27 protein-coding genes are annotated in these 26,035 nt (G+C 69.0%); 10 read left to right on the plus strand and 17 right to left on the minus strand.

Annotated elements, in window-relative coordinates:
• Nucleotides 1-65 precede the first annotated feature (65 nt).
• The 7 genes from QTI20_RS15395 (at nt 66) to argE (ending at nt 7,345) form a co-directional block, all read left to right on the plus strand.
• Entirely contained in the window at nt 66-2,150 is a 2,085-nt protein-coding gene (locus tag QTI20_RS15395; protein WP_286552132.1) for a TonB-dependent siderophore receptor, read from the plus strand.
• A gap of 33 nt (nt 2,151-2,183) precedes the next feature.
• Nucleotides 2,184-3,356: a PepSY-associated TM helix domain-containing protein gene (locus QTI20_RS15400; protein WP_286552134.1), complete on the plus strand. Its 1,173-nt coding sequence runs from the start codon at nt 2,184-2,186 to the stop codon at nt 3,354-3,356.
• Nucleotides 3,353-3,538 carry a hypothetical protein gene (locus QTI20_RS15405; protein WP_183024022.1) on the plus strand — a complete coding sequence of 62 codons (186 nt, stop codon included), beginning with the start codon at nt 3,353-3,355 and terminating at the stop codon, nt 3,536-3,538. Before QTI20_RS15400 ends, QTI20_RS15405 begins: the two co-directional genes overlap by 4 nt.
• An 88-nt stretch (nt 3,539-3,626) precedes the next feature.
• Nucleotides 3,627-4,460 (plus strand): AraC family transcriptional regulator, encoded by an 834-nt coding sequence (locus tag QTI20_RS15410; RefSeq protein ID WP_286552137.1) that lies wholly within the window; start codon nt 3,627-3,629, stop codon nt 4,458-4,460.
• An 81-nt stretch (nt 4,461-4,541) separates the two neighbouring features.
• Complete coding sequence (locus QTI20_RS15415; protein WP_286552138.1) at nt 4,542-5,261, plus strand: alanyl-tRNA editing protein; 720 nt, start codon at nt 4,542-4,544, stop codon at nt 5,259-5,261.
• Nucleotides 5,261-6,190: a DMT family transporter gene (locus QTI20_RS15420; protein ID WP_503011404.1), complete on the plus strand. Its 930-nt coding sequence runs from the start codon at nt 5,261-5,263 to the stop codon at nt 6,188-6,190. Before QTI20_RS15415 ends, QTI20_RS15420 begins: the two co-directional genes overlap by 1 nt.
• A gap of 21 nt (nt 6,191-6,211) precedes the next feature.
• Nucleotides 6,212-7,345 (plus strand): acetylornithine deacetylase, encoded by a 1,134-nt coding sequence (argE, locus tag QTI20_RS15425; protein WP_286552141.1) that lies wholly within the window; start codon nt 6,212-6,214, stop codon nt 7,343-7,345.
• A 16-nt stretch (nt 7,346-7,361) separates the two neighbouring features.
• Here argE and QTI20_RS15430 read toward each other — a convergent pair whose 3' ends face one another.
• Nucleotides 7,362-8,474 carry a hypothetical protein gene (locus tag QTI20_RS15430; RefSeq protein ID WP_286552142.1) on the minus strand — a complete coding sequence of 371 codons (1,113 nt, stop codon included), beginning with the start codon at nt 8,472-8,474 and terminating at the stop codon, nt 7,362-7,364.
• A 317-nt stretch (nt 8,475-8,791) separates the two neighbouring features.
• Between QTI20_RS15430 and QTI20_RS15435 the strand changes: the two genes are divergently transcribed.
• A complete protein-coding gene (locus QTI20_RS15435; RefSeq protein ID WP_286552143.1) occupies nt 8,792-9,130 on the plus strand; it encodes a PRC-barrel domain-containing protein in 339 nt (112 codons plus the stop codon).
• Between the two features lie 12 nt (nt 9,131-9,142).
• On the opposite strand, the gene QTI20_RS15440 is transcribed toward QTI20_RS15435, so the two are convergent.
• The 16 genes from QTI20_RS15440 to QTI20_RS15515 form a co-directional block, all read right to left on the minus strand.
• Complete coding sequence (locus QTI20_RS15440; RefSeq protein ID WP_286552144.1) at nt 9,143-9,439, minus strand: hypothetical protein; 297 nt, start codon at nt 9,437-9,439, stop codon at nt 9,143-9,145.
• Between the two features lie 14 nt (nt 9,440-9,453).
• Nucleotides 9,454-9,726, minus strand: a complete 273-nt coding sequence (locus QTI20_RS15445; protein ID WP_286552145.1) for a hypothetical protein — start codon at nt 9,724-9,726, stop codon at nt 9,454-9,456.
• A gap of 350 nt (nt 9,727-10,076) precedes the next feature.
• Complete coding sequence (locus tag QTI20_RS15450) at nt 10,077-11,114, minus strand: GGDEF domain-containing protein (protein ID WP_286552148.1); 1,038 nt, start codon at nt 11,112-11,114, stop codon at nt 10,077-10,079.
• A 300-nt stretch (nt 11,115-11,414) separates the two neighbouring features.
• On the minus strand, nt 11,415-12,404 hold the full coding sequence (locus QTI20_RS15455; protein WP_286552150.1) for a Bug family tripartite tricarboxylate transporter substrate binding protein: 990 nt from the start codon (nt 12,402-12,404) through the stop codon (nt 11,415-11,417).
• A gap of 104 nt (nt 12,405-12,508) precedes the next feature.
• Entirely contained in the window at nt 12,509-13,489 is a 981-nt protein-coding gene (locus tag QTI20_RS15460) for a tripartite tricarboxylate transporter substrate binding protein (RefSeq protein WP_286552151.1), read from the minus strand.
• Nucleotides 13,490-13,535: 46 nt separating this feature from the next.
• A complete protein-coding gene (locus QTI20_RS15465) occupies nt 13,536-14,300 on the minus strand; it encodes an SDR family NAD(P)-dependent oxidoreductase (protein WP_286552153.1) in 765 nt (254 codons plus the stop codon).
• A gap of 146 nt (nt 14,301-14,446) precedes the next feature.
• On the minus strand, nt 14,447-15,988 hold the full coding sequence (gene garD, locus QTI20_RS15470) for a galactarate dehydratase (RefSeq protein ID WP_286553432.1): 1,542 nt from the start codon (nt 15,986-15,988) through the stop codon (nt 14,447-14,449).
• A 20-nt stretch (nt 15,989-16,008) separates the two neighbouring features.
• Nucleotides 16,009-17,304, minus strand: coding sequence for a TRAP transporter large permease (locus QTI20_RS15475; protein WP_183024011.1), 1,296 nt, complete (start codon nt 17,302-17,304; stop codon nt 16,009-16,011).
• Nucleotides 17,305-17,308: 4 nt separating this feature from the next.
• Nucleotides 17,309-17,797 (minus strand): TRAP transporter small permease, encoded by a 489-nt coding sequence (locus tag QTI20_RS15480; RefSeq protein ID WP_183024010.1) that lies wholly within the window; start codon nt 17,795-17,797, stop codon nt 17,309-17,311.
• A 127-nt stretch (nt 17,798-17,924) separates the two neighbouring features.
• Nucleotides 17,925-18,902 (minus strand): TRAP transporter substrate-binding protein, encoded by a 978-nt coding sequence (locus QTI20_RS15485; protein ID WP_286552156.1) that lies wholly within the window; start codon nt 18,900-18,902, stop codon nt 17,925-17,927.
• A 50-nt stretch (nt 18,903-18,952) separates the two neighbouring features.
• The gene (locus QTI20_RS15490; RefSeq protein WP_286552159.1) at nt 18,953-19,852 is read right to left on the minus strand and encodes an SMP-30/gluconolactonase/LRE family protein; all 900 of its coding nucleotides are present in this window, start codon (nt 19,850-19,852) and stop codon (nt 18,953-18,955) included.
• A gap of 19 nt (nt 19,853-19,871) precedes the next feature.
• Entirely contained in the window at nt 19,872-20,678 is an 807-nt protein-coding gene (locus QTI20_RS15495; RefSeq protein ID WP_286552163.1) for an NAD-dependent epimerase/dehydratase family protein, read from the minus strand.
• A 13-nt stretch (nt 20,679-20,691) separates the two neighbouring features.
• The gene (locus tag QTI20_RS15500; RefSeq protein WP_286552166.1) at nt 20,692-21,489 is read right to left on the minus strand and encodes a transporter substrate-binding domain-containing protein; all 798 of its coding nucleotides are present in this window, start codon (nt 21,487-21,489) and stop codon (nt 20,692-20,694) included.
• Between the two features lie 52 nt (nt 21,490-21,541).
• On the minus strand, nt 21,542-22,360 hold the full coding sequence (locus tag QTI20_RS15505) for an amino acid ABC transporter ATP-binding protein (protein ID WP_286552168.1): 819 nt from the start codon (nt 22,358-22,360) through the stop codon (nt 21,542-21,544).
• On the minus strand, nt 22,344-23,000 hold the full coding sequence (locus QTI20_RS15510) for an amino acid ABC transporter permease (RefSeq protein ID WP_286552170.1): 657 nt from the start codon (nt 22,998-23,000) through the stop codon (nt 22,344-22,346). The genes QTI20_RS15505 and QTI20_RS15510 overlap by 17 nt, the downstream gene beginning before the upstream one ends.
• Before the next feature lie 118 nt (nt 23,001-23,118).
• A complete protein-coding gene (locus QTI20_RS15515; RefSeq protein ID WP_286552172.1) occupies nt 23,119-23,868 on the minus strand; it encodes an amino acid ABC transporter permease in 750 nt (249 codons plus the stop codon).
• Between the two features lie 127 nt (nt 23,869-23,995).
• Between QTI20_RS15515 and QTI20_RS15520 the strand changes: the two genes are divergently transcribed.
• Nucleotides 23,996-24,847 (plus strand): FadR/GntR family transcriptional regulator, encoded by an 852-nt coding sequence (locus QTI20_RS15520; RefSeq protein WP_286552174.1) that lies wholly within the window; start codon nt 23,996-23,998, stop codon nt 24,845-24,847.
• A 127-nt stretch (nt 24,848-24,974) separates the two neighbouring features.
• Nucleotides 24,975-25,955 carry a Bug family tripartite tricarboxylate transporter substrate binding protein gene (locus QTI20_RS15525; RefSeq protein ID WP_286552176.1) on the plus strand — a complete coding sequence of 327 codons (981 nt, stop codon included), beginning with the start codon at nt 24,975-24,977 and terminating at the stop codon, nt 25,953-25,955.
• The last annotated feature ends 80 nt before the right edge of the window (nt 25,956-26,035 follow it).

The raw sequence follows: 26,035 nt of genomic DNA on the forward strand, positions 1-26,035 counted from the left end.
GCCGCAAGGGCCGACCGCTGGATAGAATGCGAATCTTTCTCATTTAACCATCGGTGACGATTCGCATGACGCCACACTTCGCCCGCCGTTCGACGCTTTCCCTCGCGCTGGGCCTTCTCTCGCTCCAGGCGGCCGCCCAAGGCGCCGGCGCCACGCTGCCCGAGGTGCGCGTCGACGCCAGCACCGAGCGCGAGACCGCCACCTCGGCGGTGATCGGCTACCGGGCGAAGAACGCCGTCACCGCGACCAAGACCGACACGCCGCTGGCCGAGACGCCGCAGGCCGTGACCGTCGTGACCCGCGACCAGATCGTCGACCAGGGCGCGACCAGCCTGCAGGACGCGCTGGGCTACGCCGCCGGCGTGCGTTCCGACGCCTACGGCCTCGACGCGCGGACCGACTCGGTGCGCATCCGCGGCAGCGAGCCGACCGTGTTCCTCGACGGCCTGCGCCAGGCCTACGGCTACTACACCAGCACCACGCGCACCGAGCCCTACACGCTGGAGCGGCTCGAGGTGTTGCGCGGCCCGGCCGGCATGCTGTTCGGCTCGGGCACTGCGGCCGGCATCGTCAACATGGTCAGCAAGCGGCCGCAGGTCGAGACCCAGCGCGAGGTCGGCGTGCAGTTCGGCAGCTGGGGCCGCAAGCAGGTCCAGGCCGACCTGACCGGCGCGCTGAGCGCGGACGGCGACTGGTCCTACCGCCTGGTCGCGCTGCACCGGAATGCCGACACGCAGGTCGACCACGTGCCCGACGACCGCAGCCTGATCGCGCCCTCGCTGACCTGGCGCCCCAGCGCGGCCACCTCGCTCACGCTGCAGGCGCTGTGGCAGAAGGACAAGAGCGGCTCGAGCTCGCAGTTCCTGCCCTGGGAAGGCACCATCCTGCCCAACCCCAACGGCCGCATCCCCGCGAGCCGCTTCATCGGCGAGCCCGGCGACCACTACAACAGCGAGCGCAAGAGCTTCGGCTGGCTGTTCGAGCACCGCTTCAACGACACCTGGACGGTGCGGCAGAACTTCCGCCTCGCCAGCAACGACAACGACAGCCGCTACCACTACGGCGACTTCTTCACCCTCACCGGCGGCTGGGGAGCCGACCCGATCAACAAGCGCCTGCTGGGCCGCGTGGGCGACAGTTCGTCGACCCGCAACCGACTCGCCGCGATCGACAACCACGCCGAGGCCCACTTCGCCACCGGCGAGGTGCAGCACACGCTGCTGCTGGGCGCCGACTTCTCGCGCCAGCGGGAAAATGTCGCGAGCGGCAGCAACTACAGCTTCATCGACGCCTACGCGCCGGTCTACGGCAACTTCGTCGAGCCCGTGCGCTCCGACCTGCCGCGCACCACGCAGCGCAACAGCGGCGTCTACGCGCAGGACCAGCTCAAGTGGAGGCAGTGGATCTTCCTGGCCGGGCTGCGCCACGACCGGGCCGTGTCCGGCGTGGCCGGCAGCGAGGACCAGACGACCAGCGCCACCACCAAGCGCTTTGCCGCGATGTATGTGCTGCCGTCGGGCTGGTCGCCCTACCTGAGCTACACCGAGTCGTTCACGCCGCAATCGCCGCGCATGGGCCAGGTCTTCAAGCCGTTGCGGGGCGAGCAGTGGGAGGCCGGCCTCAAGTACGAGCCCCAGGGCCGCGCCATGGCCTACAGCGCCGCGGTCTACGACCTGCGCGAGAAGAACCAGATCGTCCAGCCCACGCCGGACACCTTCAACCAGCTGGGCGAAACCAAAAGCCGTGGCGTCGAGCTCGAGGCCAAGGGCTCGATCGGCCGCGACCTCGACCTGATCGCGAACTACACCTACAGCGATCTCGACAAGGAGATCGAAGGCGTGCCCAGGCACCAGGCCAGCGTCTGGGCCAAGTACCGCTTCGCGATCGCCGGCGCCACCGGCTTCTCGGCCGGCGCGGGCGTGCGCTACCTGAGCAGTTTCCGCGACACCTCCTACGGCGGCTACGGCCCGAACATCCCCAGCGTCGCGCTGCTCGACCTCGTGCTGGCCTACGACACCGCGAAGTGGCGCTATGCGCTCAACGTCAACAACGCCACCGACAAGACCTACTTCAGCACCTGCCTGGCGCGCGGCGACTGCTGGTACGGCAAGGGCCGGGAGGTGGTGGCCAGCGCCACCTACCGTTTCTGATCCGCGACGGAACCCCTTAAAAAGAAGACCACGATGAACAGCCGAAGAATCAAGACCTGGGCCTGGGTCCACAAGTGGAGCAGCCTGGTCTGCACCGTGTTCATGCTGCTGCTGTGCCTCACCGGGCTGCCGCTGATCTTCCACCACGAGATCGGCCACCTGCTGGGCACCGAGATCGAGGCGCCGAAGATGCCGGCCGGCACGCCGCGCGTGAGCCTGGACCGCGTGCTCGAGGTCGCCAAGTCGAAGCACCCCGATCGCGTGGTGCAGTTCGTCTCGCAGCCGGAAGACGACGACGGCCTGTGGTTCGTCACGCTCACGCCCACGCCCGCGCCCACCGACGATTTCAGGTCGGTGGCGGTCGACGCGCGCACGGCCGAGGTGCTGGCGCAGCCCAAGTTCGACGAGGGCTTCATGTACGTGATGTTCAAGCTGCACGTCGACCTGTTCGCGGGCCTGCCGGGCAAGCTGTTCCTGGGCTTCATGGGCCTGCTGCTGCTGGTGGCCATCGTCTCGGGCGTGGTGCTCTACGCGCCCTTCATGCGCAAGCTCGAGTTCGGCACGGTGCGGCACGACAAGCGCCCGCGCCTGAAGTGGCTGGACCTGCACAACCTGCTGGGCATCGTCACCCTGGTCTGGGCCTTCGTGGTCGGCGGCACCGGCATGATCAACACCTGGGCCGACCTGGTGATCAAGTACTGGCAGTACGACCAGCTGAGCGCGCTGCTCGCGCCCTACAAGGACCAGCCGGTGGTGGCGGTGGGCGAGCGCGCGTCGGTGCAGAAGTCGCTGGACGCGGCCTACGCGGTCGCGCCGCACTCCAAGCTGTCCTTCATCGCCTTCCCGGGCACGGCCTTCTCGAGCCCGCACCACACGACGGTGTTCCTGAAGGGCAACGAGCCCTTCACCTCCAAGCTGCTGCAGCCGGTGCTGGTCGACGCCAAGACCGCCGAGGTCACGGCCGCGCCCAAGCTGCCCTGGTACCTGACGGCGCTGCTCGTGTCGCAGCCGCTGCACTTCGGCGACTACGGCGGCATGCCGATGCAGATCCTCTGGGCGCTGCTCGACATCGCGACCATCATCGTGCTGGGCAGCGGCCTCTACCTGTGGCTCAAGCGCGGCAACAGCGTGCCCCTGCCCAAGAGCAGGGAGGCCCTGGCCGCCCCGCCGCAGGCCGCGGCCGCCCTCAAGGAGATCCGCTCGTGAAGCCCAAGCATGCGTTCTGGAAACTCTGGGGCTGGCCGATCGCGCTGGGCCTGCTGACCACGGTGGGCCTGATCTCCGCGCTGTTCAGCGACGGCGGCGCGGGCGACATGCTGGCCTGGCTCACGCTGGGCATCCCGGTCGGCGTGTGCGTCTGGTTCGGCTGGGTGCGCAAGCCGCGCTAGCGGCGATCCCGGCGGGGTGCCGGCGCGCGGGCGCTACCATCCCATGCACGGCGCCGCGTGGTGCCGCGGCTTCAAAAGGACCTGCCCCTTGGCCCGCCTGGACCCTCGCAACACCTCCCGCTACCGGCATGCGCCCGGCCTGCCGGGCATGGACCTGCTGCAGGCGGACTTCACCACGCACGACTACGCGCCTCATGTGCACGACTCCCTCGTCGTCGCGGTGACGGAAGCGGGCGGCTCGGAGTTCAGGAGCCGGGGACGCACGGACATCGCCCACCCCGGGGCGCTGCTGGTCTTCAACCCGTCCGAGCCGCATTCGGGCCGGATGGGCGGCAGCGCGCGCTGGCGCTACCGCGCCTTCTACCTGGCCGAACCGGCCATGCGGGAGCTGCTGGGCGCCCTCGGCCTCGACCGGCCCGGCTATTTCACCGCCAACACCGTGCCCGACCCGGACCTCGTCGCGCGGTTGACGGCGCTCCACCACCTGCTGGACGAAGCGCCACAGGACGCGCTGCTGCAACGCGAACTGCTCGTGCGCACTTTCGGCGACCTGCTGCAACGGCACGGTCAGGCGGCGCGGCGCATGCCCCAGGCGCCCAGGGACCAGGCCGCGCTCGCGCCGGTGCTGGAACTGCTGCGCGACGGCCATGCGCAGAGCCTGAGCCTCGAGCAGATGGGCGCGGCCGCGGGCCTGACGCCGTTCCAGCTGATCGTGGCGTTCAAGCGCACGCTGGGCCTGACGCCGCACGCCTACCTGACGCAGCTGCGCCTCAGGGCCGCGCTGCGCGGGCTGCAGGCGGGCCAGTCCTTCGTCGAAGCGGCGCTGGCCGCGGGCTTCTGCGACCAGAGCGCGATGAACAAGCACTTCAAGCGCACCTTCGGCATGACGCCGCGCCAGTATGTGGAGGCGCGGGCGCGCTGAGGTCCGTCGCGCCACCCTCAATTCCGACCAATAGCTTTTCGCGCGGTCCTGCCATGCTGAGGTCCATCAGCAAGGTGACCCATGACGCGACTCTTCTGCCAGGACCATTCCGGAATTCTCACGCTCGATGCCACGGTCGTCGGGGCACGGCCCGGTGCGGTGCGGCTTTCCCGGCATCCTTTCTACCCCGGTGGCGGCGGGCAGCTGCCCGACCGGGGCGTCATCCGCTGGCAGGGGGGCGAGGCCCCGGTCACCGGCTTCTCGGAGGAGGGCAGCGGGGTCTGGATCGAAGTCGCCGGCGGCCTTGAGATCGGGGATGAGGTGCAGGCGGCGGTCGACCCCGCGTTCCGCCAGCTGATGCGGGAGCTCCACACCGATCTCCACATCCTGAATGCGCTGGTGTTCAGGGACTTCGACGGCGCGCTGGTGACGGGGGTGCAGATGAACGAGGACGGCACCGCCCGCATCGACTTCGACCTGCCGGATGCCGACAACGACCGGCTGCGGGCGCTGGAGCCCGAACTCAACGACGTGCTGGCCCGGGACCTGGTGGTGGCGGCGAGCTACCTGCCCCTGAGCGCCGCCCACGCCGAGAAGGGGCTGCTGCGCTCCCGCTCGGTGACGCCGTCGCCGTCGCCCGAGGGCCTGGTGCGCATCGTCGAGATCGCCGGGCTCGACCGCCAGGCCTGCGGCGGCACGCATCTGGACTCCACCGGCGCATCGCGCCCGATCCGCATCCTCAAGATCGAGAACAAGGGGCGTTCCAACCGCAGGGTCCGCATCGGGCTGCAGGAGCGGTGATGCGCAACGCACTGCTCGCCCTGTGGGCGCGTCCGCTCTGGCTGTTGTGGCTGCCGCCCGCCTTCTGGGCCGGCAACCTGGTGCTGGGCCGGGCGCTCGGGCCGGTCTTTCCGCCGGTCTCGCTGGCGGTCGGCCGGTGGGTCGTGGCGCTGGCCGTGCTCGCGCCTTTCGTCTGGCGGCAGGCCTGGCGCGAGCGCGCGCTGCTGGCCAGGCACTGGCGGCTGATCGCGGCCTGCGGCGCCTTCGGCATCGCCGGCTACAACGCGCTCGGCTACCTGGCCTTGCAGACCGTGCCCGCCGCCAGCGTCGCCTTCCTCAATTCGACGCTGCCGCTCATGGTGCCGCTGGCCGCGCTGCTGCTCGGCGTCGAGCGCATCACCTGGAAGACGGTGGCCGGCATCGCCATCTCCTTCGTGGGCGTGACCTGGATTGTGGCGCGCGGCGACATGGCCAGCCTGGCGGCGCTGCGCTTCGACGGCGGCGAGCTGCTGGTGATCCTGGCGGTGGCCAACTACGCGGTCTACTCGGTGCTGCTGCGCCGCAAGCCCGCCGCGATCAGCCCGCTGGTGTTCCTGCTGGCGACCATGGCCATGGGGCTGCTGGTGCTGATGCCCTTCTGGGCCCTCGAGCTCGCGCGCGGGGCACGCATCCCGCGCGATCCGGCCTCGCTCGGGGCCGTCCTCTACATCGGCATCTTCGCCTCGCTGTTCGCCTTCATCCTCTGGAACCGCTGCGTCGCGACGCTCGGCGCGACGGTGACCGGCGTGTCCTTCCACCTCGTCGCGCTGTTCACCGCGCTGCTGGCCTTCGTGGCGCTGGGCGAGCCGGTGCGCGCCTTCCATGTCGCGGGCATCGTGCTGATCCTGCTCGGCTTCTTCGTCACCACGCTGCGGCCCGCGGCGCGCGTGGCCGCGCCGTCCTCGCCTTGACCGGACCCTGGGCGCCAAGCCATGGACACGCTCGCGATCCTTCGAACGCTGGTCGGCTTCGACACCACCTCGCACCGTTCGAACCTGGAGCTCATCGGCTGGGTGGGCGCCTACCTGGACGAACACGGCGTCGGCTGGCGGCTGGTCCACAGCGACGATGGCGCGAAGGCGAACCTGCTGGCCACCGTGGGACCGAACGTCGCGGGCGGCATCGTCCTCTCGGGCCATACCGACGTGGTCCCGGTGGCCGACCAGCACTGGGATTCGCCGCCCTTCACGCTGGTCGAGCGCGATGGACGGTTTCACGGCCGTGGGTCGGCGGACATGAAGGGCTTCATCGCCGCCTGCCTGGCCGCGGTGCCCCATTGGCGCCGGCTGCAACTGAGCCGCCCTATCCATCTGGCCTTCTCCTACGACGAGGAAGTCGGATGCTTCGGCGTGCCGCGCCTGATCGCCGACCTGCGGGCGCAGGTGCAGCCGCCGGCCCTGGCCATCATCGGCGAGCCGACCGGGATGTGCATCGGGCGCGCCCATCGCGGCTTCTACGGCCACCGGACCACGTTCAGGGGACAGCCGGCGCATTCCAGCGATCCGAGCCTCGGCACCAGCGCGATCGAACCGGCGGCCCTGTGGATCACGGCGCTGGCGGCCTTCGGGCGCGCGCTCTCCGTGCGGGGAGAGCGCACGACCTTCAACATCGGGCGCGTCAGCGGCGGCACGGCGATCAACATCGTGCCCGGTTGCTGCGAGGTGCTGTGGGAGTTCCGGCCGACGGACGCGGCCGGTGCCGCGGCCGCGCGGGCAGAGGCCGAACGGCTGCTGGCCGCCATGCCGCCCGGCGTGGCGGTGGAGATGGCCCAGCTCGCCGGGGTGCCCGCGCTCGTGGGGGCGAAGGACGACGCGGCGGTGCGCCTGGCCAGGTCGTTCGGTGCGCTGTCGCCGTCGGCCGAGATCCCGTTCGGCACCGAAGCGGGCTTCTTCGAGCAGGCCGGCATTCCGTCGCTGGTCTGCGGACCCGGTGCGATCGCGCAGGCGCACCAGCCCAACGAATGGATCGCGGCCAGTCAACTCGAGGCGGCCGATCGCTTCCTGGCGAGGATCGGCGCCTGGGCCGCCGGCACCGAGGCGAGCGTTCAGCCCGCATCGGCGGGCTGAACGCAGCGGACAGCGATCAGTTCTGGTTGCTGGTCTCGGTGCGGTCCGGCGACAGGCACAGCGGGCCCGTGCAGGCCGAGGCCCGGAAGAACAGCGGCGAGTCCGGCATGCCGAAGTAGCGCAGGCCGTTGGCCGCCTGTGCGTTGGCCTGGATCGCATTGGCCTCCTGCAGGCCGAAGACCGGGTCGGGGTTGTCGAGGAACTCGTAGGCGAAGGAGCTCGCCTGCGTCGTGTCCTTCACGTAGAAGAGGAAGTCCTTGCTGTCCTCCATGAAGCGGTTCTTCAGCAGCCGGAAGCCTTGCGTGCCCTGGTTGCGGATCTGCGCCTTGAGGTCGTCGACCGTGCCGCCGACCACGCTCTGCGGGCTGACCACCGCCTTCACCTCGTAGCGCGCGGCGCTGCTCAGGTCCTTGAGGAAGAACTGGTAGTTGCCCTGGTTGAACATGGCGGGCGTGGCCCAGGGCCGGTAGCCGTTCGCGCCTTGCGCGTTGGCGCGGCTCACGTAGTCGGCGGAGGTGGCGGCATAGGGCTCGGCCGTCAGGTCGTAGGTGGCCGAACTGCCGATGTCCTGGCGGTAGAGCACGGCGAACTCGGGATCGTTGTTGCCGTTGATGGCCATGGGCGCGAGGATCTTGAGCAGCACCATGCCGCGCGCGCCCTGGTCCTTGGCCTGCGCCAGCAGCGCCTGCAGCGCGGTGGTCTGCAGGATGTCGTAGGTCAGCCGCTTGTACGCGTAGCGGTAGGTGGTGTCGCTGTCCTTGACCATCATGAAGTTGTCGCGCAGCGTCAGGATGTCGCCGCTGGCCTCGCCCTCGAGGTAGCGGTAGCCGGCCGCGCCTTCGCGGTTGAGCAGGGCGATGTAGTCGTCGAAACGCTTCTCGGCCGAATCGGTGTCGAAGTTGCGCTCCTGCCGGAAGCTCAGGAACTTGTAGTCGGCGCTGATCGGCGTGGGGTCCGTGCCGGGTTGCGGGTTCGTCACGGGATCGGTGCCCGGGCCCGGGCCTGCGCCACCGCCGGGCGTGGGCGTGGGCGCCACGACGATCGGCGCGCCATCGCCGCCACCGCCGCCGCCACCACACGCCACCAATGCCGCGGTCGCCAGCACGGCCAGGAACAACTTCGTCTTCATGATCTTCTACCTCCGGTGTTTGTCATGCACGCCGTCACGGAACGGTCCGTGGGGCGGTGCCGGTGAAGATAGGTGGGGCGGGGTCGTGGCACCAGTGTCCAAAGTCACTGATCGGCGCCGTCGCCCGGATCGCGCATCGCGCAGGCTTCCCGCGCGACGCCGCGGCCCCAACGCGCGTGGCACCGCGCGTGGCAGAGAAGTCCTACGTGGGGCTCCGAGCGAGACCTATGAGGCATCGACGCGAGCTGAGGGACACCACGCCCCTGGGCTTTGGAGCAGCGTCGGCGTCTCCCAGATGCGTCGACAGGAGAACAGTCATGGCCATGTCGGCAAACGTGATCTCCTCAGACCGGGTCGAAGGCAGCGCCGTCTACAACACGGCGGGCGACAAGCTCGGCACCATCGACGACCTCATGATCGACAAGCTGTCCGGGCAGGTGCGCTACGCCGTGCTCGAGTTCGGAGGCTTCCTGGGCATGGGGACCGATCGCTATCCCATTCCGTGGGGCATGTTGAACTACGACACCGCGCAGGGCGGCTACGTGGTGCCGCTGGACAAGGCCAAGCTCGAGGGCGCGCCCCGGTATGCCGACAGCAGCGTGCCGGACTACGATGACCCGTACACCATGCGCATCAACAACTACTACGGTCTCTGAGGCCATCGGCGCTCAACGCTGCGCAGCCAGCCACGCCGCGAAGAGCATGTCGACCGCTCGTTTCCATTCCCGCAGCGACTGCTCGTGCTCTGCGTCCATGCGTTGAGCGCGCTTCACCTCGCGTTCGCGTCCCTGTACGAACCACCGCCGTCGCGATGCGCGCGGTACAGGCACGGTCGGCACCACGGCGCCCTCCTTGCGCAGGATCGAGGCCTTCTGTTCGGTCGCGAGGCTGTCCGCCACCATCCCCTTCGTGGGTGCTGCGCCCGCGGCGCCGGCGGCCTCGTGTGTTCGATGGTGATCGCGCATGGTGCATCCCCCGTTCAGCCGCCGCGATCGCCGATGGCATGGCTCTTGACCGTCTGGATGGTGGCCTCCACCCGACGCCGGATGTGGGTCTCGTAGAGACGCTCGATGTTTTCCTTCCAGTGCGCCACGGCATGCTGCAGTTCGTCGTCGGCGCTGCGTTCGGCGTCGACGTAACGGGTGCCGTCCTCGTCGAAACGCAGGGGAGGCGGCGGGCGCCGCGTGGGGAAGGGTGGAATCGGCACACCGGCCTTGCGAAGGATCGACTCTTTTTGACTGATCGACAGCATCTTTCACCTCCAGTCCTGTCTCCACTCATCAGCCCGCAGAGATGTCGTCTGCTTGGATGCATCGGGCCTGGACACGTCGGTGTCCAGTGTCTCGTCGTGCCAGGGTGGCACGCTTGCCCTCGTGGCGCCAATCTAGGACCTTGGGGCGGGCAGGCTGTAGGAGAAAGAGAACTTTAGTAGTGCGAACTTCGAGGGAGAAGTGTCCAGGCGGCTGGAAGGGCCCGCCAGGTGCCGACGAGACGCTTCATCGTTCCTGCGCTGAAGGGCCGCCGGCCTCGCGCTGGCCCCGCAGGCCCGGGCAGCCGCCGGCCGCGCGCACGAAGACGACGGCACCTGCGCCCCCAGCTTCCTCAGGCCGCATCCTCCGCCACGCAGACCGTGTCGCGCCCCGCCTGCTTGGCCCGGAGCATGGCCAGGTCGGCCCGATGCAGGGTCTGCAGCACGGATTCGCCACCCTGCATGGCGGCCACGCCGGCCGAGACCGTCAGCGGTCCGTCGGGCCGCGGCACCGCGGCCAGCAGCGTGCGCAGGCGGTCCGCCAGCGCGCGGGCGTCGGCCTCGCGCTGGCCGGGCAGCAGCACGCAGAACTCCTCGCCGCCCAGCCGGCCGAACACGTCGCCGTCGCGCAAGGCACGCTGCAGCACATCGGACATGCCGCGCAGCACGGCATCGCCGGCCGCGTGGCCATGGCCGTCGTTGAGGCGCTTGAAATGGTCGATGTCCAGGTACAGCAGCGTGAGCGGCGTGCCGGTCGCGCGGGCCCTGCCGGCCGCCTTGCCGGCCTGCAGCAGGAACTCGGCCCGGCTGAGCGCACCCGTGAGCGTGTCGGTGACCGAGAGCCTGGCCAGCCGGCATTCCTGGTCGAAGGCACGGCGCTGGTAGTCCTGCATGCGCAGGTGGCTCACGAAGCTCGTCAGCACGGCCATCAGCGCGAACAGCACGCAGAACACGGTGTCGGTGCGGCTGGCCGAGGGGTCGAGCACGAAGGGCAGGAAGAAGGCATAGCAGGCCAGCGTGCCACCGATCCACTGGCCCAGCGTGATCCAGAAGAAGCTGGTGGCCAGCACCACGATGGTCGCCGCGGGCAGGAAGTAGATCAGCGGTTGGTCGGTGCCCAGCGCGCCCAGGTAGCTGTTGAGGCTGACCGTGGCGATGGTCGCCATGCAGGCGGCACCGTAGAGGCGCACCGACGGGGCCCGGACGATCAGGTAGGCGAAGAGCGCGGTCAGCGGCAGCAGCAGCACCCGCAGCCCGATGTACTCCGGCGTCGGAATCAGCAAGCGCGCCAGCAGCGCGAGCGCCGAACCCAGCACCGCCGTCACGCCCATCTCGACGGCCGTGGCCTGCAGGCGCCTGAGCGTCTGCTCGCGGTAGGCGTCTTCGCTCACGTCGACGGCTTCCTGCTCAGATCGCGGCGGCACTTTTCACCCTGGATGAAGAGGCGTCCCGCACGCGGAGCGCAGGAGCGGGAAGGGTGGCGGCGCGATGCCGGGCCTGCGACGTCGGACCGGGCCGTGGCCGCGCTACCGGCGCACCGCGCAGGGGATGCCGCCCAGGGAGCGCCCGGTCCCGGAGGAGGGCGGTGGTGAGGAATGCGCTGGATCGGGTGTGAATTTCTCAGTCCTGTTCGGGCTGAACCTGCACCCGCTGGGACCCGACTGTAGCCGCTGGGGCGTGGGCGCGGCCCCTCACTCCACCTTCACGCCCGCCGCCTTGATCACCTGCGCCCACTTCTCGACCTCGGCCTTCTGGAAGGCCGCGATCTGGGCGGTCGTCATGTCGGCGGGCTCCATGCCGAAGCCCTTCATCTTTTCCTGCATCTCGGGCTGCGCGAGGATGGTGCGGATCTCCTTGTGCAGCCGGTCGACGATCGGCGCCGGCGTGCCGGCCGGCACGAAGATGGCCTGCCACGACACGACCTCGAAATCGGTCAGGCCCTGAACGCCCGACTCGGCGATGGTCGGCACGTCGGGCAGCGACGCGAGCCGTTTGGCCGAAGTCACGGCGATGGCGCGCAGCTTGCCGCTCTGGATGTGCGGCGCGGCCACCACCGTGGTGTCGAACATCATGTCGACCTGGCCGCCGATCACGTCCTGGATCGCGGGCCCGCTGCCCTTGTAGGGCACATGGGTGAACTTCACGCCTGACTTGAAGGCCAGCAGTTCCAGCGACAGGTGCTGCGAGGTGCCGGTGCCGGCCGAGGCCGAGGACAGGCCGCCGGCCTTGGCCTTGCTCGCCTCGAGCACGTCCTTGAGCGTCTTGTAGGGGCTGGCGGCATTGACCACCAGCACCACCGGGTTGGTGCCGATCAGCGTGACCGGCGCGAAGGACTTGACCGGGTCGTAGCCGATCTTCGGGTACAGGCTCACGTTGATGGCGTGCGAGCTGATGGTGCCGCCCAGCATGGTGTAGCCGTCGGGGGCCGCGCGCGAGGCGATCTCCGAGCCCACGCTGCCGCCCGCGCCGCCGCGGTTGTCGATCACGACGCTGGTGCCCAGCACCATGCCCAGCTTCTGGCTGATCAGCCGGCCCAGCACGTCGGTCGTGCCGCCGGCCGGGAAGGGCACCAGGTAGGTGATGGCCTTGCCGGTGGGCCAGTTGCCCTGTGCGAAAGCGGCGGGCAGGGCACTGGCGGCGAGGCCGGCGATGGCGGTCTGGATGAGGGTGCGGCGTTGCATGGTCTTGTCTCCGTTCGATGGTCGAGAAAGGCCCGCAGACGCGACGCGCCTGGGGGTGGGTGCCGTGTTGTTCTAGGTCTTCGGCACGCGGTGCGTGGAGCCGGTCAAGGTTTCAGGTTGAGCTTGGTGATCAGGCCCTTGAAGTAGGTGTTGTCCTTGGCCAGCGTTTCCTTGAACACCGCGCCGTCGGTGTAGACGTAGCCCAGGTTCTGCTTGTCCATCACCTCGTGCATCAGCGGCTCGGCGGCGGTCTTGGCGGCGATCTCGCGCAGCCGCGCCATCACTTCGGGCGGCGTGTTCTTGGGTGCGCCCAGGCCGCGCCAGGTGCCGATCGACAGGTCGATGCCGCGCTCCTTGGCGGTCGGCACCTTCTCGAAGCCCTTGACGCGCTTGTCGGCCATCACCATCAGCACCTTGAGCTTGCCGCCCTGCACATGCGTCGTGACCTCGGCCGGGCTCACGGCCACGGCCTCGATGTGGCCGCCCAGCAGCGCCAGCACCGCGGGCGCCGCGCCCTGGAACGGGATGTGGTTGAACCTGGTGCCGGTCTTGTCCTCCAGCGCGGCCGCGGCCAGGTGCCAGATCGAGCCGTTGCCGGAGTTGCCCACGCGGATGCTCTCGGGGGCCTTCTTGGCATCGGCCAGGAATTCCTCCACCGTGTTCCAGGGTGCGTCGGCCTTGACCGTGATCGCGGCCGGGTCGGCGTTGAGCTGCGCGATGGGCTGGAAGTCGTCGTAGTTGAACTTGGCCAGGCCCAGGTGCGGCAGCGTGAGCAGCTCGACCGTGAGCACGGCCAGCTTGTAGCCGTCGGGCCGGGCGTTGATGACCTCGGTCCAGCCGATCGCGCCGCCGGCGCCGGGCCGGTTGACGATCACGATGCTCTGGTCGATGTGCTTGCGGCTCGCGTCGGCGAAGGCGCGTGCCAGGCCGTCGGTGCCGCCGCCGGGCTGGTAGGGCACCAGCAGCTCGATGGTGCGGGTCGGGAACTTGGGGGTCTGCGCGGCGACCGGCGCGGCGGCGCCCAAGGCCAGGGCCGCGAGAGCGGACAGCGCGGCGATGCGGCGCAGGAAGGGAAGGGCTGTCATGGGTCTGTCTCTGCTGTTGGAATGAGGAAAAAGGAAGCGGTGTGCCTCAGGGCATGTACTGCCCGCCGTTGACCTCGAGGACCTGGCCCGTCACATAGCCCGAGAGCTGCGCCGAGGCAAGGTAGAGGAAGGCGCCGGTGCAGTCGTCGGGCTCGCCGATGCGGCCCATCGGGATGCCGGCCTTGAAGGACTCGAGGATCGCGGGCGTGGAGAAGCGGTCCTGGAAGGGCGTCTGGATCACGCCCGGCGCGACCGCGTTGACGCGGATGTGGTCCGGGGCGAGTTCCTTGGCCAGGCCGTGCGTGGCGGTGCTCACGAAGCCCTTGGCGCCCGCATAGAGGTAGGCGCCCGGCCCGCCGCCGGTGCGCGCCGCCACCGAGGACACGTTGACGATGCTGCCGCCCTGGCCGCGGGCGCGCATCAGCGGCACCACCTCGCGGCAGAAGGCCAGCACCGAGCGCGCATTGATGTGCAGCACCTCGTCGAACAGCGCGTCGTCGAACTCTGCGATGGGCGCGCGTTTCACCAGGCTCCCGGCTTTGTTCACCAGCACGTCGATGCCGCCGAGCCGCGCGTTCGTGTCGCGCACCACGCGCGCGATGGCGGCCGAGTCGCGCACGTCGCCCTGGATCGCGAAGGCCTCGCTGCCGGCCTGGACGATGGCGTCGACCACGGCCTGCGCCGGCCCGGCCGACTGGTTGTAGTGCACGGCCACGCGCATGCCGCGCGCGCCGTAGGCGATGGCCACGGCGGCACCGATGCCGGTGCTGGCGCCGGTGACGAGGGCGGTCTTGCCTTGAAGGTCTTCCATGCTTTGTCTCTCTTTTCGACGGTTGATTCGGTGCACAACGCTTCAGTCCAGGAACACCGCGGAGCCGGCTTTGCCGGGCCGCTGGTGTTGCCCCCGGAGAGGGGGTTGGCGAAGCGACACGAAGTGCGCGAAGACTGGGGGTGAGCTCATGTCACCGGTGCGGGGTTGAAGAGCACCAATGCGTTGTGCAATTTCCAGTGCTCGGCCCAGGTCTTCCTGCGGCCGCTGGCCACGTCGAGCATCAGCCGGAACATCTCCCAGCCCACGTCCTCGATGCTGGCCTCGCCGTCGGCGATGCGGCCGGCGTTGATGTCCATCAGGTCGTGCCAGCGGCGCGCCAGGTCGCTGCGGGTCGCGACCTTGATCACCGGCACCTCGGCCAGGCCGTAGGGCGTGCCGCGGCCGGTGGTGAACACATGCAGGTTCATGCCCGCGGCCAGCTGCAGCGTGCCGCAGATGAAGTCGCTCGCGGGTGTGGCCGCATAGAGCAGGCCCTTCTGCCGGGCCTTCTCGCCCGGCGGCACCACGCCCGAGATCGGCGCGCTGCCGCTCTTGACGATCGAGCCCATGGCCTTCTCGACGATGTTCGACAGCCCGCCCTTCTTGTTGCCCGGCGTGGTGTTGGCGCTGCGGTCGACCCGGCCCTTGTCGAGGTAGGCGTCGTACCAGGCCATCTCGCGGATCATGGCCTCGGCCACCGCGGGCGAGCTGGCGCGCGAGGTCAGCTGGTCGATGCCGTCGCGCACCTCGGTCACTTCCGAGAACATCACGGTCGCGCCCGCGCGCACCAGCAGGTCGGTGCAGAAGCCCACGGCCGGGTTGGCGGTCACGCCCGAGAAGGCGTCGCTGCCGCCGCACTGCACGCCCACCACCAGCTCGCTCGCGGGCACGGTCTCGCGCCGGCGGGCGTCGAGGCGTTCGAGGTGTTCCTCGGCCTGGCGCAGGATCGCATCGACCATCGACATGAAGCCCACGTGCGCCTCGTCCTGCAGGCACAGCACGTCGAGCTTGGCGTCGGCGCTGTCGCCCACGTCGCGCTCGTCGATCAGCGGGATGGTGCCGGGCGGCATCAGGCGCTCGGGCTGCAGCTTCTCGCAGCCCAGGCTGATCACCATCACCTCGCCGCCGAAGTTGGGGTTGAGGCTGATGTTGCGCAGCGTGCGGATCGGGATGATCGCGTCCGGCGCGTCGATGGCCACGCCGCAGCCGTAGCCGTGCGCCAGGCCCACCACGCCGTCGACGTTCGGGTATTTGGGCAGCAGCTCGGCGCGGATGCGCTGCACCGCGAAGTCGACCACGCCGGCCACGCACTGCACGGTCTGCGTGATGGCCAGCAGGTTGCGCGTGCCGACCGAGCCGTCGGGGTTGCGGTAGCCCTCGAAGCTGTAGCCCTCCAGTGGCGGCATCGCCGGCGCCGCCACGGTGGCGATGGGCAGGCCCTCGAGCGAGCGCGCCTCGGGCATCCGCAGCAGCCGCTCGTGCACCCAGCTGCCCGCGGGGATGGGCTTCAAGGCATAGCCGATGGGCACGTCGTAGCGCCGCACCACGCCCCCTTCGGGGATGTCCTCGAGCGCGACCTTGTGCGCCTGCGGCACCTTGTCGACCAGCACCAGGCCCGACGCGAACACCGTGCCCGCCGGCAGGCCGCCGTCGTTGGCCACGATCGCGACGTTGTCGCGTTCGTGCATCTGGATGGACAGGGGCGGCTTCACTTGACCACCATGAACAGGCTCGGGAGCCAGGTGGAGAAGGCCGGCACGAAGGTCACCACGCCGAGCGCGAAGATCAGCGCGCCGTAGAAGGGCCAGATGGTGCGCATCACCGTGCCCACCGACACGCCGCCGATCGCGCAGCCCACGAACTGCGTGGTGCCCACGGGCGGTGTGTTCAGGCCCAGCGCGCAGTTGATCAGCATCACGATGCCGAACTGCACCGAGGTCATGCCGTACTGCTGCGCGATGGGCAGGAAGATCGGCGTGCACAGCAGGATGGTCGCCGCCATGTCGAGGAAGGTGCCCAGCACGAACAGGATCACGTTGATCATCAGGAAGATGACCCAGGGCGTGCTGGTGATCTGCGACAGCATCTGGCCGGTGAGCTCGGCCACGCCGTAGAGGCTGATCAGGTAGCCGAAGGTGCTCGAGATGCCGATCAGCAGCAGGATCACGCCGGTGGTGCGCACCGCCTTCGAGGCCGCCTTGATGAAGTGCTCCCACTTGAGCGTGCGGTACAGCAGGATGGTCAGCGCCAGCGCGTAGAGCACGGCCACCGCGGCCGATTCGGTGGCGGTGAAGATGCCCGAGAGGATGCCGCCCAGGATCAGCACCACGATGAACAGCCCCGGCAGCGCCGCGGCGAAGGAGCGCGCCACGATGGCCCAGCCCGGGAAGGTGCCCTTGGGGTAGCCGCGCTTGACCGCCACCAGGTAGGCGGCCGCCAGGTTGCTCAGCGTGAGGATCACCGCGGGCAGCAGCGCCGCGAGGATCAGCGCCGCGATCGACACCTTGCCGCCGGCCGCCAGCGAATAGATGATCAGGTTGTGGCTGGTGGGCATCAGCGCCCCCACCAGGGCCGCGTGCGTGGTCACGTTGACCGCGTAGTCGGCGTGGTAGCCCTCCTTCTTCATCATCGGGATCATCACCGCACCCATGGCCGAGACGTCGGCCACCGGCGAGCCCGAGACGCCGCCGAACAGCGTGCAGGCCACCACGTTCGACATGCCCAGCCCGCCGCGCACATGGCCCACCAGGTTGCGCGCGAAGTCGACGATGCGGTCGGCGATGCCGCCGTAGAGCATCAGCTCGCCGGCGAAGATGAAGAAGGGGATCGCCAGGAAGGAGAAGATGCCCATGCCCGAGGTCATCTGCTGGAAGCCCACCGCGAGCGGCAGGCCTTCGTAGGCCAGCGTGGCCAGGGCCGAGAGCCCGATCGAGAACGCGACCGGCACGCCCAGCAGCAGGAACAGCGTGAAGGAGATGCAGAGAATCAGCAGAGGAATGGTCATGCGGTCAGCCCCACGCAGGTTCGACTTCGCGGCCTTGGGCGAGCGCGATGATGTGTTCGATCGAGAACATCACGATCAGCACGCCGGAGATCGCGGCCGGCACGTACTTCCAGCCTTCGGAGATCCACAGCGTGGGCAGTCGGTAGTCCCACACCGACTCGGCCAGCGAGGCGCAGTTCCAGGCCATGGCGGCGCCGAAGACCAGCACCAGCGCGTGGATCAGGTATTCCATCTTCAGGCGCAGCCAGTCGGGTGCGAGCACGAGGAAGGACTCGAGCCCGATGTGGCCCGCGTCGCGCACGCCGACGGCCACGCCGAACATCGTGACGTAGAGCACCAGCAGCAGCGCCAGGCTCTCGGCCCAGGTGGGCGTGTTGTTCATGACGTAGCGGCCGAACACCTGCCAGCTCACGGCGCAGATCACCGCGACGAGACCGACGATGCCCAGCCACATGCAGGCACGCGCGAGCGTGCGGCAAATCTTGGTGTACATGGTTTTGTTCTTTGTCTTGCGCCCGCCCCCGCTGGGGGAGGGCAGGGGTGGGGGCCTGCGGCGTCACCGATCGTGCGCTGGCGTGCCCCCATCCCGACCTTCCCCCAAAGGGGGAAGGAGCCAGGTGCTACTTCGTGTCCTGCACCCGCTTCACGAGGTCCTTCAACTTCGCGTCGGTGATGAACTTGTCGTACACCGGCTTCATCGCGGCCTGGAACGGGGCCTTGTCGACGTCGATGATCTCCGCGCCGCCGGCCTTCACCGTGGCCAGCGACTTGATCTCACGCTCTTCCCACTGCTTGCGCATGTAGGGCACCGACTCCTTGGCGGCCTGGCGGATCCAGCCCTGCTCCTGCGGCGTGAGCTTGTCCCACACGCGCTTGGAGAACAGCAGCATCTCGGGCGCCATCGAGTGCTCGGTCTTGCTGTAGTACTTGGCGACCTCGAAGGCGCGCGCGCTTTCATAGGTGGGGTAGTTGTTCTCGGCGGCGTCGATCAGGCCGGTCTTGAGGCCGGTGTAGACCTCGCCCATGGGCATCGGCGTGGCGTTGGCACCCATGGCCTCGAGCATCGAGACCCAGAGGTCCGACTGCTGCACGCGCACCTTCAGGCCCTTCATGTCGGCGAAGCTGCGCACCGGCTTCTTGGCGGTGAACATCGAGCGCGCGCCGCTGTCGTAGTAGGCCAGGCCGACGAAGCCCTGCTTCTCGCAGCTCTTGAGGATCTCCTCGCCGATCGGGCCGTCGAGCACCTTGTGCAGGTGGTCGACCGAGCGGAACAGGAAGGGCATGGTCGGCACCTGCGTCTCGGCGCAGATGTTGTTCATTGGGGCGATGTTCACGCGCACCATCTGCAGCGCGCCGATCTTGGTCTGCTCGATGGTGTCCTTCTCGTTGCCGAGCGAACTGTTGTTGTAGACCTTGATGCTGTGCTTGCCGCCCGACAGCGCCTTGAGCCGCTCGCTCATGAACTTGACCGCGGTCACGGTCGGATAGTCGTCGGGGTGGATATCGGCCGAGCGGAACTCGGTGGCGTGGGCGCCGCTGCCGATGAGCGCTGCGCCGGCACAGGCGGCGAGCGCGATCAATGTGCGTCGGATGGTCATTTGTCTTCCTCTTGCTCTCGTTGGTGGGATCGAAAAACTGTGGGGGGCCGCTAGAAGGCGCAGGCCGGCTCGGGCAGGCCGCGCACGCCGGGGCGCAGCGCGAACACGCCGCCGGCCAACGGCTGGTCGGCCAGGTCGCCGCCGGGGCGGATCGAGGTGACGTAGAGCGTGTCGAGCCCGGCGCCGCCGAAGGCGCACATCGCGGGCTTCTTCACCGGCACCGCGAGCGAGCGGTCGAGCTTGCCCGCGGGCGTGAAGCGGTGCACCAGGCCGGCGTCGTTGCCGCAGATCCAGTAGCAGCCGTCGGCGTCGACGGCCGCGCCGTCAGGCCGGCCGGGCAGGGGCTTCATGTCGACGAACAGGCGGCGGTGGTGCGGCGTGCCGGTGGCGATGTCGTAGTCGAAGGCCCAGATCGCTTGCACCGAGGGGTGCGAGTCCGACAGGTACAGGGTGCGGCCGTCGGGGCTGAAGCCCAGGCCGTTGGGCACGATCAGCTCGTCGATCTGCAGCCGCAGCGCGGCTTCGGCGTGGACGTCGCTCTGGTAGCGGTAGACGCGGCCGACGCTGCGGCCGGCCGCCATGTCCATCAGCATCGTGCCGGCCCAGAAGCGGCCCTGGCGGTCGCAGCGGCCGTCGTTGAAGCGCATGCCGTGCGCGGCGTGCACCGCGTGGGCCAGCGGCGTGGTGGCCAGCGTGCCGTCGTCCCGCGTGGCGATGGCGAACAGGCCGCTCTCCATGCCCGCGATCCACTGGCCCGGATGGCCCGCGCGCGGCGCGATGCAGGCCAGCATTTCGTCGCCGGTCCAGCTGCGGTGCGCGCCGCTGCCGGGGTCGAGGCGATGCAGCTTCTTGGCCGGGATGTCGACCCAGTAGAGCGCTTGTTCGGCTGCATGCCAGACCGGGCTTTCGCCCGTGGCATTGCGGGCGTCGAGGACGAGTTCGGCTTGCATGGATGTCCTCGGCTTCGGCTCAGTCGCCGAATGGGCCCTGGGCGGTGAACGCGCCGCCCTGGTAGATCGCGTTCGGGTCGTTCGGCGCCACCGGCGGCTGCGCCTCGACCTGTGCGCGGAAGACCTCCGAGCCGTCCTGCGGCTCGAAGCCCAGGTGCGCGGCCGCGGCGTTGTCCCACCACAGGTCGCGGTTGGCCGACATGCCGTAGACCACGGTGTGCTTCACGTCGGGCGTGAACAGCGACTTCTCGATCAGCGTCGTCAGGTCGCGGTAGCTGAGCCAGGTGCTCATCATGCGGCGGTTGAGCGGCGCGGGAAACGAGGAGCCGATGCGGATGCTCACGGTCTCGATGCCCCAGCGGTCGAAGTAGAACTGCGCCAGGTCCTCGCCGAAGGACTTCGACAGGCCGTAGTAGCCGTCGGGACGGCGCGCGACATGCGCGTCGAGCGGCTCGTCCTGGCGGTAGAAGCCGATCACGTGGTTGGAGCTCGCGAACACCACGCGCTTGACGCCGTGGCGGCGCGCGGCCTCGTAGAGGTGGAAGGTGCCCTTGATGTTGGCCTCGAGCACTTCCTCGAAGGGCCGCTCGACCGACACGCCGCCGAAGTGGGCGATGGCGTCGCAGCCCCGCACCAGCGCATCGACCGCGGCCTTGTCCGCCAGGTCGCAGGGCACGACCTCTTCGTTCTCGCCGCTTGCAGGCGCCATGCCCGCGATGTCGGACAGCCGCAGCACCGCGGCCGAGGGCTTGAGCGATTCGCGCAGCACCTTGCCCAGCCCGCCGGCGGCGCCGGTCAACAGCAGCCGACCCAGTTCCTTTGCCATGGTCGCGTGGTCCTCAGGCGGGCTTGAACACCGTGGCCGGCAGGTCGCGACCGTGGTATTTCTTGTAGATGGTGTTGAGCTTGCCGTTCTTGATGTTGGTCGCGACCCAGCCGTCGACCCATTCCTTGAGCTTGGGGTTGCCCTTGTTCATCGTGATGCCCAGGCCGGAATCGAGCTGCGAGAACTTCATCTCGTAGTTCTTGCCCGGCGCGCGCTTGTTGACCTCGCCCATGTTCGAGGGCGTGCTCGAGAAGATGTCGACCTGGCCGGTCACCACCGAGGTGATCAGCGTCGCGTCGTCCTCGTAGCGCATGATCTCCGCGCCCTTGGCTTCGCGGGTGGTGATGGTGTCGTTGGTGGTGGCGCGCGTGAGGCCGATGCGCTTGCCGTTCAGGTCGGCGTAGCTGGCGATCTTCATGTCCTTGGGCGCGGCCACCATGATGGTGATGGCCGAGTAGGGGATCGAGAAGTCCACCACCTTGGCGCGCTCCTCGGTGATCGAGAGGCTGGAGATGACCACGTCGGCGCGCTGCGCCTGCAGGGTCGGGATGCGTGCCGCGGTGTTGATCGGCACGATCTGCAGCTTGACGCCCAGGTCCTTGGCGAGCTCGGTGGCGGTGTCGACGTCGGAGCCGGTCGGCTGCATGTTGGCGTCGGTGTAGCTGAACAGCGGCGTGCCGATGGCGATGGCCACGCGGATCGTGCCGGCCTTCTTGATGTCGTCGAGCTGGTCGGCCATGGCGGCCTGCGCGAAGCCGCCCGCGAGGGCCAGTGCGATGCAGCTGCGGGTGAAGAGGGTGCCGAGTGTCATGAAAGTCTCCTGGAATGGATGGGGAGGAAGTGAAATGAACCGGGCTTCCTGTTCACAGCCCGTTGTTCAGGAAGGCATGCAGCTCCGGCGTCTGCGGCGCGTCGAGCATCTCGCCGGTGCCGGTCTCCCACACCGTGCCCTTGTGCATGTAGATGATGCGGTCGGCCACGCGCTTGGCGAAGGCCATCTCGTGCGTGACCAGCAGCATGGTCATGCCACCGGCCGCGAGGTCTTCCATCACGCGCAGCACCTCGCCGGTGAGCTGCGGATCGAGCGCTGAGGTGACCTCGTCGAACAGCATGACCTTGGGCGACATCGCGAGCGAACGCGCGATGGCCACCCGCTGCTGCTGGCCGCCGGAGAGCTGTTCGGGGTAGGCGTCGGCCTTTTCCACCAGGCCCACCTGCTCGAGCACGCGCAGGGCGACGGCGCGTGCTTCGCCGCGCGACTGCTGCTTGACGTGGCGCAGCGCCAGCATGATGTTCTCCTGCACCGAGAGATGGGGGAACAGGTTGTAGCTCTGGAACACGATGCCCACTTCGAGCCGCAGCTTCTTCAGGTCGACGCCGGGGCTGTCGACACGGATGCCGCAGACCTCGATGCTGCCCTGGTCGATGACCTCGAGCCGGTCGATGCAGCGCAGCGCCGTGCTCTTGCCCGAGCCGCTGGCGCCGATGATCGCGATCATCTCGCCCTTGGCGACTTCGAAGGACACGCCCTTCAGCACCTGGTTGGCGCCGAAGCTCTTGTAGACCTGGTCCAGCTTGACGATGGGCGAACCGCCGGCCGCATGGGGCGCTTCGCCGCCTCCCGAGGGAGCGGCCAGGTCGACCTGGGCGCGGGCCGGCGACGGTTTATCGATTGGCGACATTGAGTTTCTTCTCCATCGCTTCGCTCCAGCGCGACAGCGGATAGCACAGGGCGAAATAGAAGGCACCGACCAGGAAGAACACCAGGAAGGGCTGGAAGATGGTGTTGTTGATGATCTGGCCGGCGCGCGTGAGCTCGACGAAGCCGATCACCGAGGCCAGCGAAGTCATCTTGATGATCTGCACCAGGAAGCCGACGGTGGGCGGCAGCGACAGGCGCACGGCCTGCGGGATGATCACCAGGCGCAGCGTCTGCCAGCGCGAGAAGGCCAGGCATTCGGAGGCTTCCCACTGCGGCTTGGGCATGGCCTCGATGCAGCCGCGCCAGATGTCGCCCAGGTAGGCGCTCACGTAGATCATCATCGCCAGCCCGGCCGCCACCAGCGAAGGCAGCGAGAGCCCGTACACCGACAGGCCGAAGTACACGATGAACAGCAGGATCAGCAGCGGAATGCCCTGGATGCATTCGATGTAGATCAGCGCGGCCCAGCGCAGCCAGGCGCGCGGCGAGATGCGCGCGAGCATCAGGCCGAAGCCGCCGATCGCGCCGAGCGCGAAGGCCAGCGCCGAGAGCACCAGCGTCCAGCCGATGGCCTGCACCAGGTACAGCAGGTGCGTGAAGGTGAAGCTGCCGAAGTTCACGGGCGCACCTCCGCGCTTCGCGCTGCGGTGCAGGCGCCTTCGGGCGGCCGTGCGGCGTGCACTGTCACCTCCGCGCTTCGCGCTGCGGTGCAAGCGCCTTCGGGCGGCCGTGCGGCGCTCATGCAGCGCCTCCGTGGACGGCAACGGTGGCCGTGGAGCCGGCGGGCTGGAACTTGCCGGCCTGCGCGGCCGCGCGGCGCACCACGCGGCGGCGGCGGAACAGGTACTCGCCCAGTGCCCAGGTCAGGAGCTTGATGAACAGCGACAGCACCAGGTACAGCGCCGCGACCACGATGTAGGTCTCGAGCGAGCGGAAGGTGTCCGACTGCACGGTGTTGGCGATGGCGGTGAGCTCCTCGGCCGAGATCTGCGAGGCCATGGCCGAGGCCTGCATCATCAGCAGGAACTGGCTCGTGAGAGCCGGGTAGACCTTCTCGATCGAGGGCTGCAGCATCACGTGCCAGCCGATGCGCCACTTCGAGAGGCCCAGGCATTCGGCCGCTTCGATCTGGCCGCGCGGCACCGACTCCAGGCCGGCGCGGATGATCTCGGCCGCATAGGCCGCGATGTTGATCACCATCGCGAGCACCGCGGCCGCGAAGGTGGGCATGCGCACGCCGAAACTGGCCAGGCCGAAGTACAGCAGGAAGATCTGCACCAGGAAGGGCGTGTTGCGCACGATCTCGATGTAGAGGCTGCAGACGCGCGCCAGCGGCTTGATCCGGCTGCGCTTGGCGAAGGCCACCAGCGTCCCGATGGCGACGCCGATGATCACCGCCAGCGCGGTCATCTTGAGCGTGAGCCAGGCGCCATTGACGAAGACCGGCCAATAGGGGGCCAGCGGAGCGAAGTCGAGGGAGTACTTCATGGGGGTGCCGAGCGGAACTGCCTGGACGCTTCAGAGGCCTGGACGACCTGCGACGCGTCTTTCTGGGAGGTCTGGGTGGTATGTCATCTGTTGTCGTACAACTTGCTTGTCGATTATCATCGTGACCATGGTTCAGTCGATTGCGGGTAATCCCTTGGCGTCAGGCGCGCCGCCGGAAGTCGATTCCGGCGGGGCGGCGGCGGGGGCTGCTTTCGCGGGCCGCCCGCGCCAGCGTGGCCGCGGCCTGGCGCACGGTCTGGTGGAAGACCTGGGCGAGAAGATCCGCAGCCAGCTGCTGCGGCCGGGCGACAAGCTGCCGACCGAGTCGGCCATCATGCAGAGCTTCGGCGTGAGCCGCACCGTGGTGCGCGAGGCCCTGTCGAAGCTGCAGGCCGCGGGCCTGGTCGAGACCCACCACGGCATCGGCACCTTCGTGCTGCAGCCGCGCGCGGGCAGCGTGTTCCGGCTCGACGCGGGCGACATGGCGACCTCGGTCGACGTGCTGGCGGTGCTCGAGCTGCGCATCAGCCTCGAGACCGAATCCGCCGGCCTGGCCGCGAGCCGCCGCACCGAGGAGCAGCTGCAGGCCATGCGCCAGGCGCTCGACGATTTCGAGCGCAACGTGGCGGTGGCGGGCGACACCGTGGCGCCGGACTTCCGCTTCCACCTGCAGATCGCGCAGTCGACCGGCAACCCGTATTTCGCGGACATCATGAGCCACCTGGGCACCACGATCATCCCGCGCACCCGCATCAACGCCATCCGCACGCTGGACCGCAGCGGGGCCTACCTGAGCCGCGTCAACCGCGAGCACGAAGAGATCTACGCGGCCATCGCGCGGCGCGACCCCGAGTCGGCGCGCGCCGCGATGCGCATCCACCTGACCAACAGCCGCGAGCGGCTGCGCATCGCGCAGGAAGAGGCGGCGCAGCGGGTCGAGCAGGACGCGGCGGCATCCACCCCTCCAGTGCGCGGCTGAAGCCGCGTTTTTCCCGTGCATCGCGCGGGTCCAAGCTGGACAAGTCATTTCTTCAGTTGTACGATGACTGACCACTTCGCCGGTTCACGGTGCAGGGAAGACTTCCACCGACAGGAGACAGACCACCATGCTTTCCCCTCGCCGCCGCCTCTTGGGCGCAGCCTGCCTTGCCGCACTTTCCCTGGGCCTGCCGCTGGCCGCCAGCGCACAGGCCAACTGGCCCTCCAGGCCGATCAAGATCATCGTGCCGTACCCGCCGGGCGGGTCGTCGGACATCATTGCGCGCGCCATCAGCCAGCCGCTGTCGGAGGCCCTGAAGCAGAGCGTGATCGTCGAGAACAAGCCCGGCGCCAACGGCAACCTCGGCGCGGACTTCGTCGCCAAGTCGGCACCCGACGGCTACACGCTGCTGCTGTGCGACGTGGGCGCGCTGGCGATCAGCCCCTCGGTCTACACCCGGCTGTCCTTCGACCCCTCGACCGACCTGCGCGGCGTGACCATGCTGGCCTATTCGCCGCACCTGCTGGTGGTGCATCCCTCGGTCAAGGCCAACAACCTCAAGGAACTGGTCGCGCTGTCGAAGACCAGTGACCTCAACTTCGCGGTCACGGCCACCGGCAGCGCGCCGCACCTGGCCGGCGTGGCGCTGGAGCGCGCCAGCGGCGCCAAGTGGACCTACGTGCCCTACAAGGGCGGCGTGCAGGCGGTGCAGGACACGGTGTCGGGCCAGACCAACGTGCTGATGAACGGCATGCTGGCCACCCTGCCGCAGGTGCAGGCCGGCCGGCTCAAGGTGCTGGCGGTGTCCAAGGCCACGCGCATGCCGCTGATCGGCGACGTGCCCACCATCGCCGAGCAGGGCGTGCCGGGCTACGAGTCGGGCACCTGGCAGGGCGTGCGGGTCGCGAAGGGCACGCCCGACGCGATCATCCAGCGCCTCAACAAGGAACTGATCACCGTGATCCGCTCGGCCGACATCCGCTCGCGGCTGGCCGGGCAGGGCGCCGAGGTCGTGACCATGGCGCCGGCCGAGGAGGAGCAGTTCTTCAACAAGGAACGGGCGCGCTGGGCGGCGGTGGTCAAGGCGGCCGACATAAAACTGGACTAGCCCCCCGAGGGCTTCGCGCACTGCGTGTCGCGGGCGCCTTCCCCCTCCGGGGGGGCACAACCGGCGGCCCGGCGGAGCCG

Source organism: Variovorax sp. J2P1-31 (assembly GCF_030317215.1).
GTDB lineage: Bacteria > Pseudomonadota > Gammaproteobacteria > Burkholderiales > Burkholderiaceae_C > Variovorax.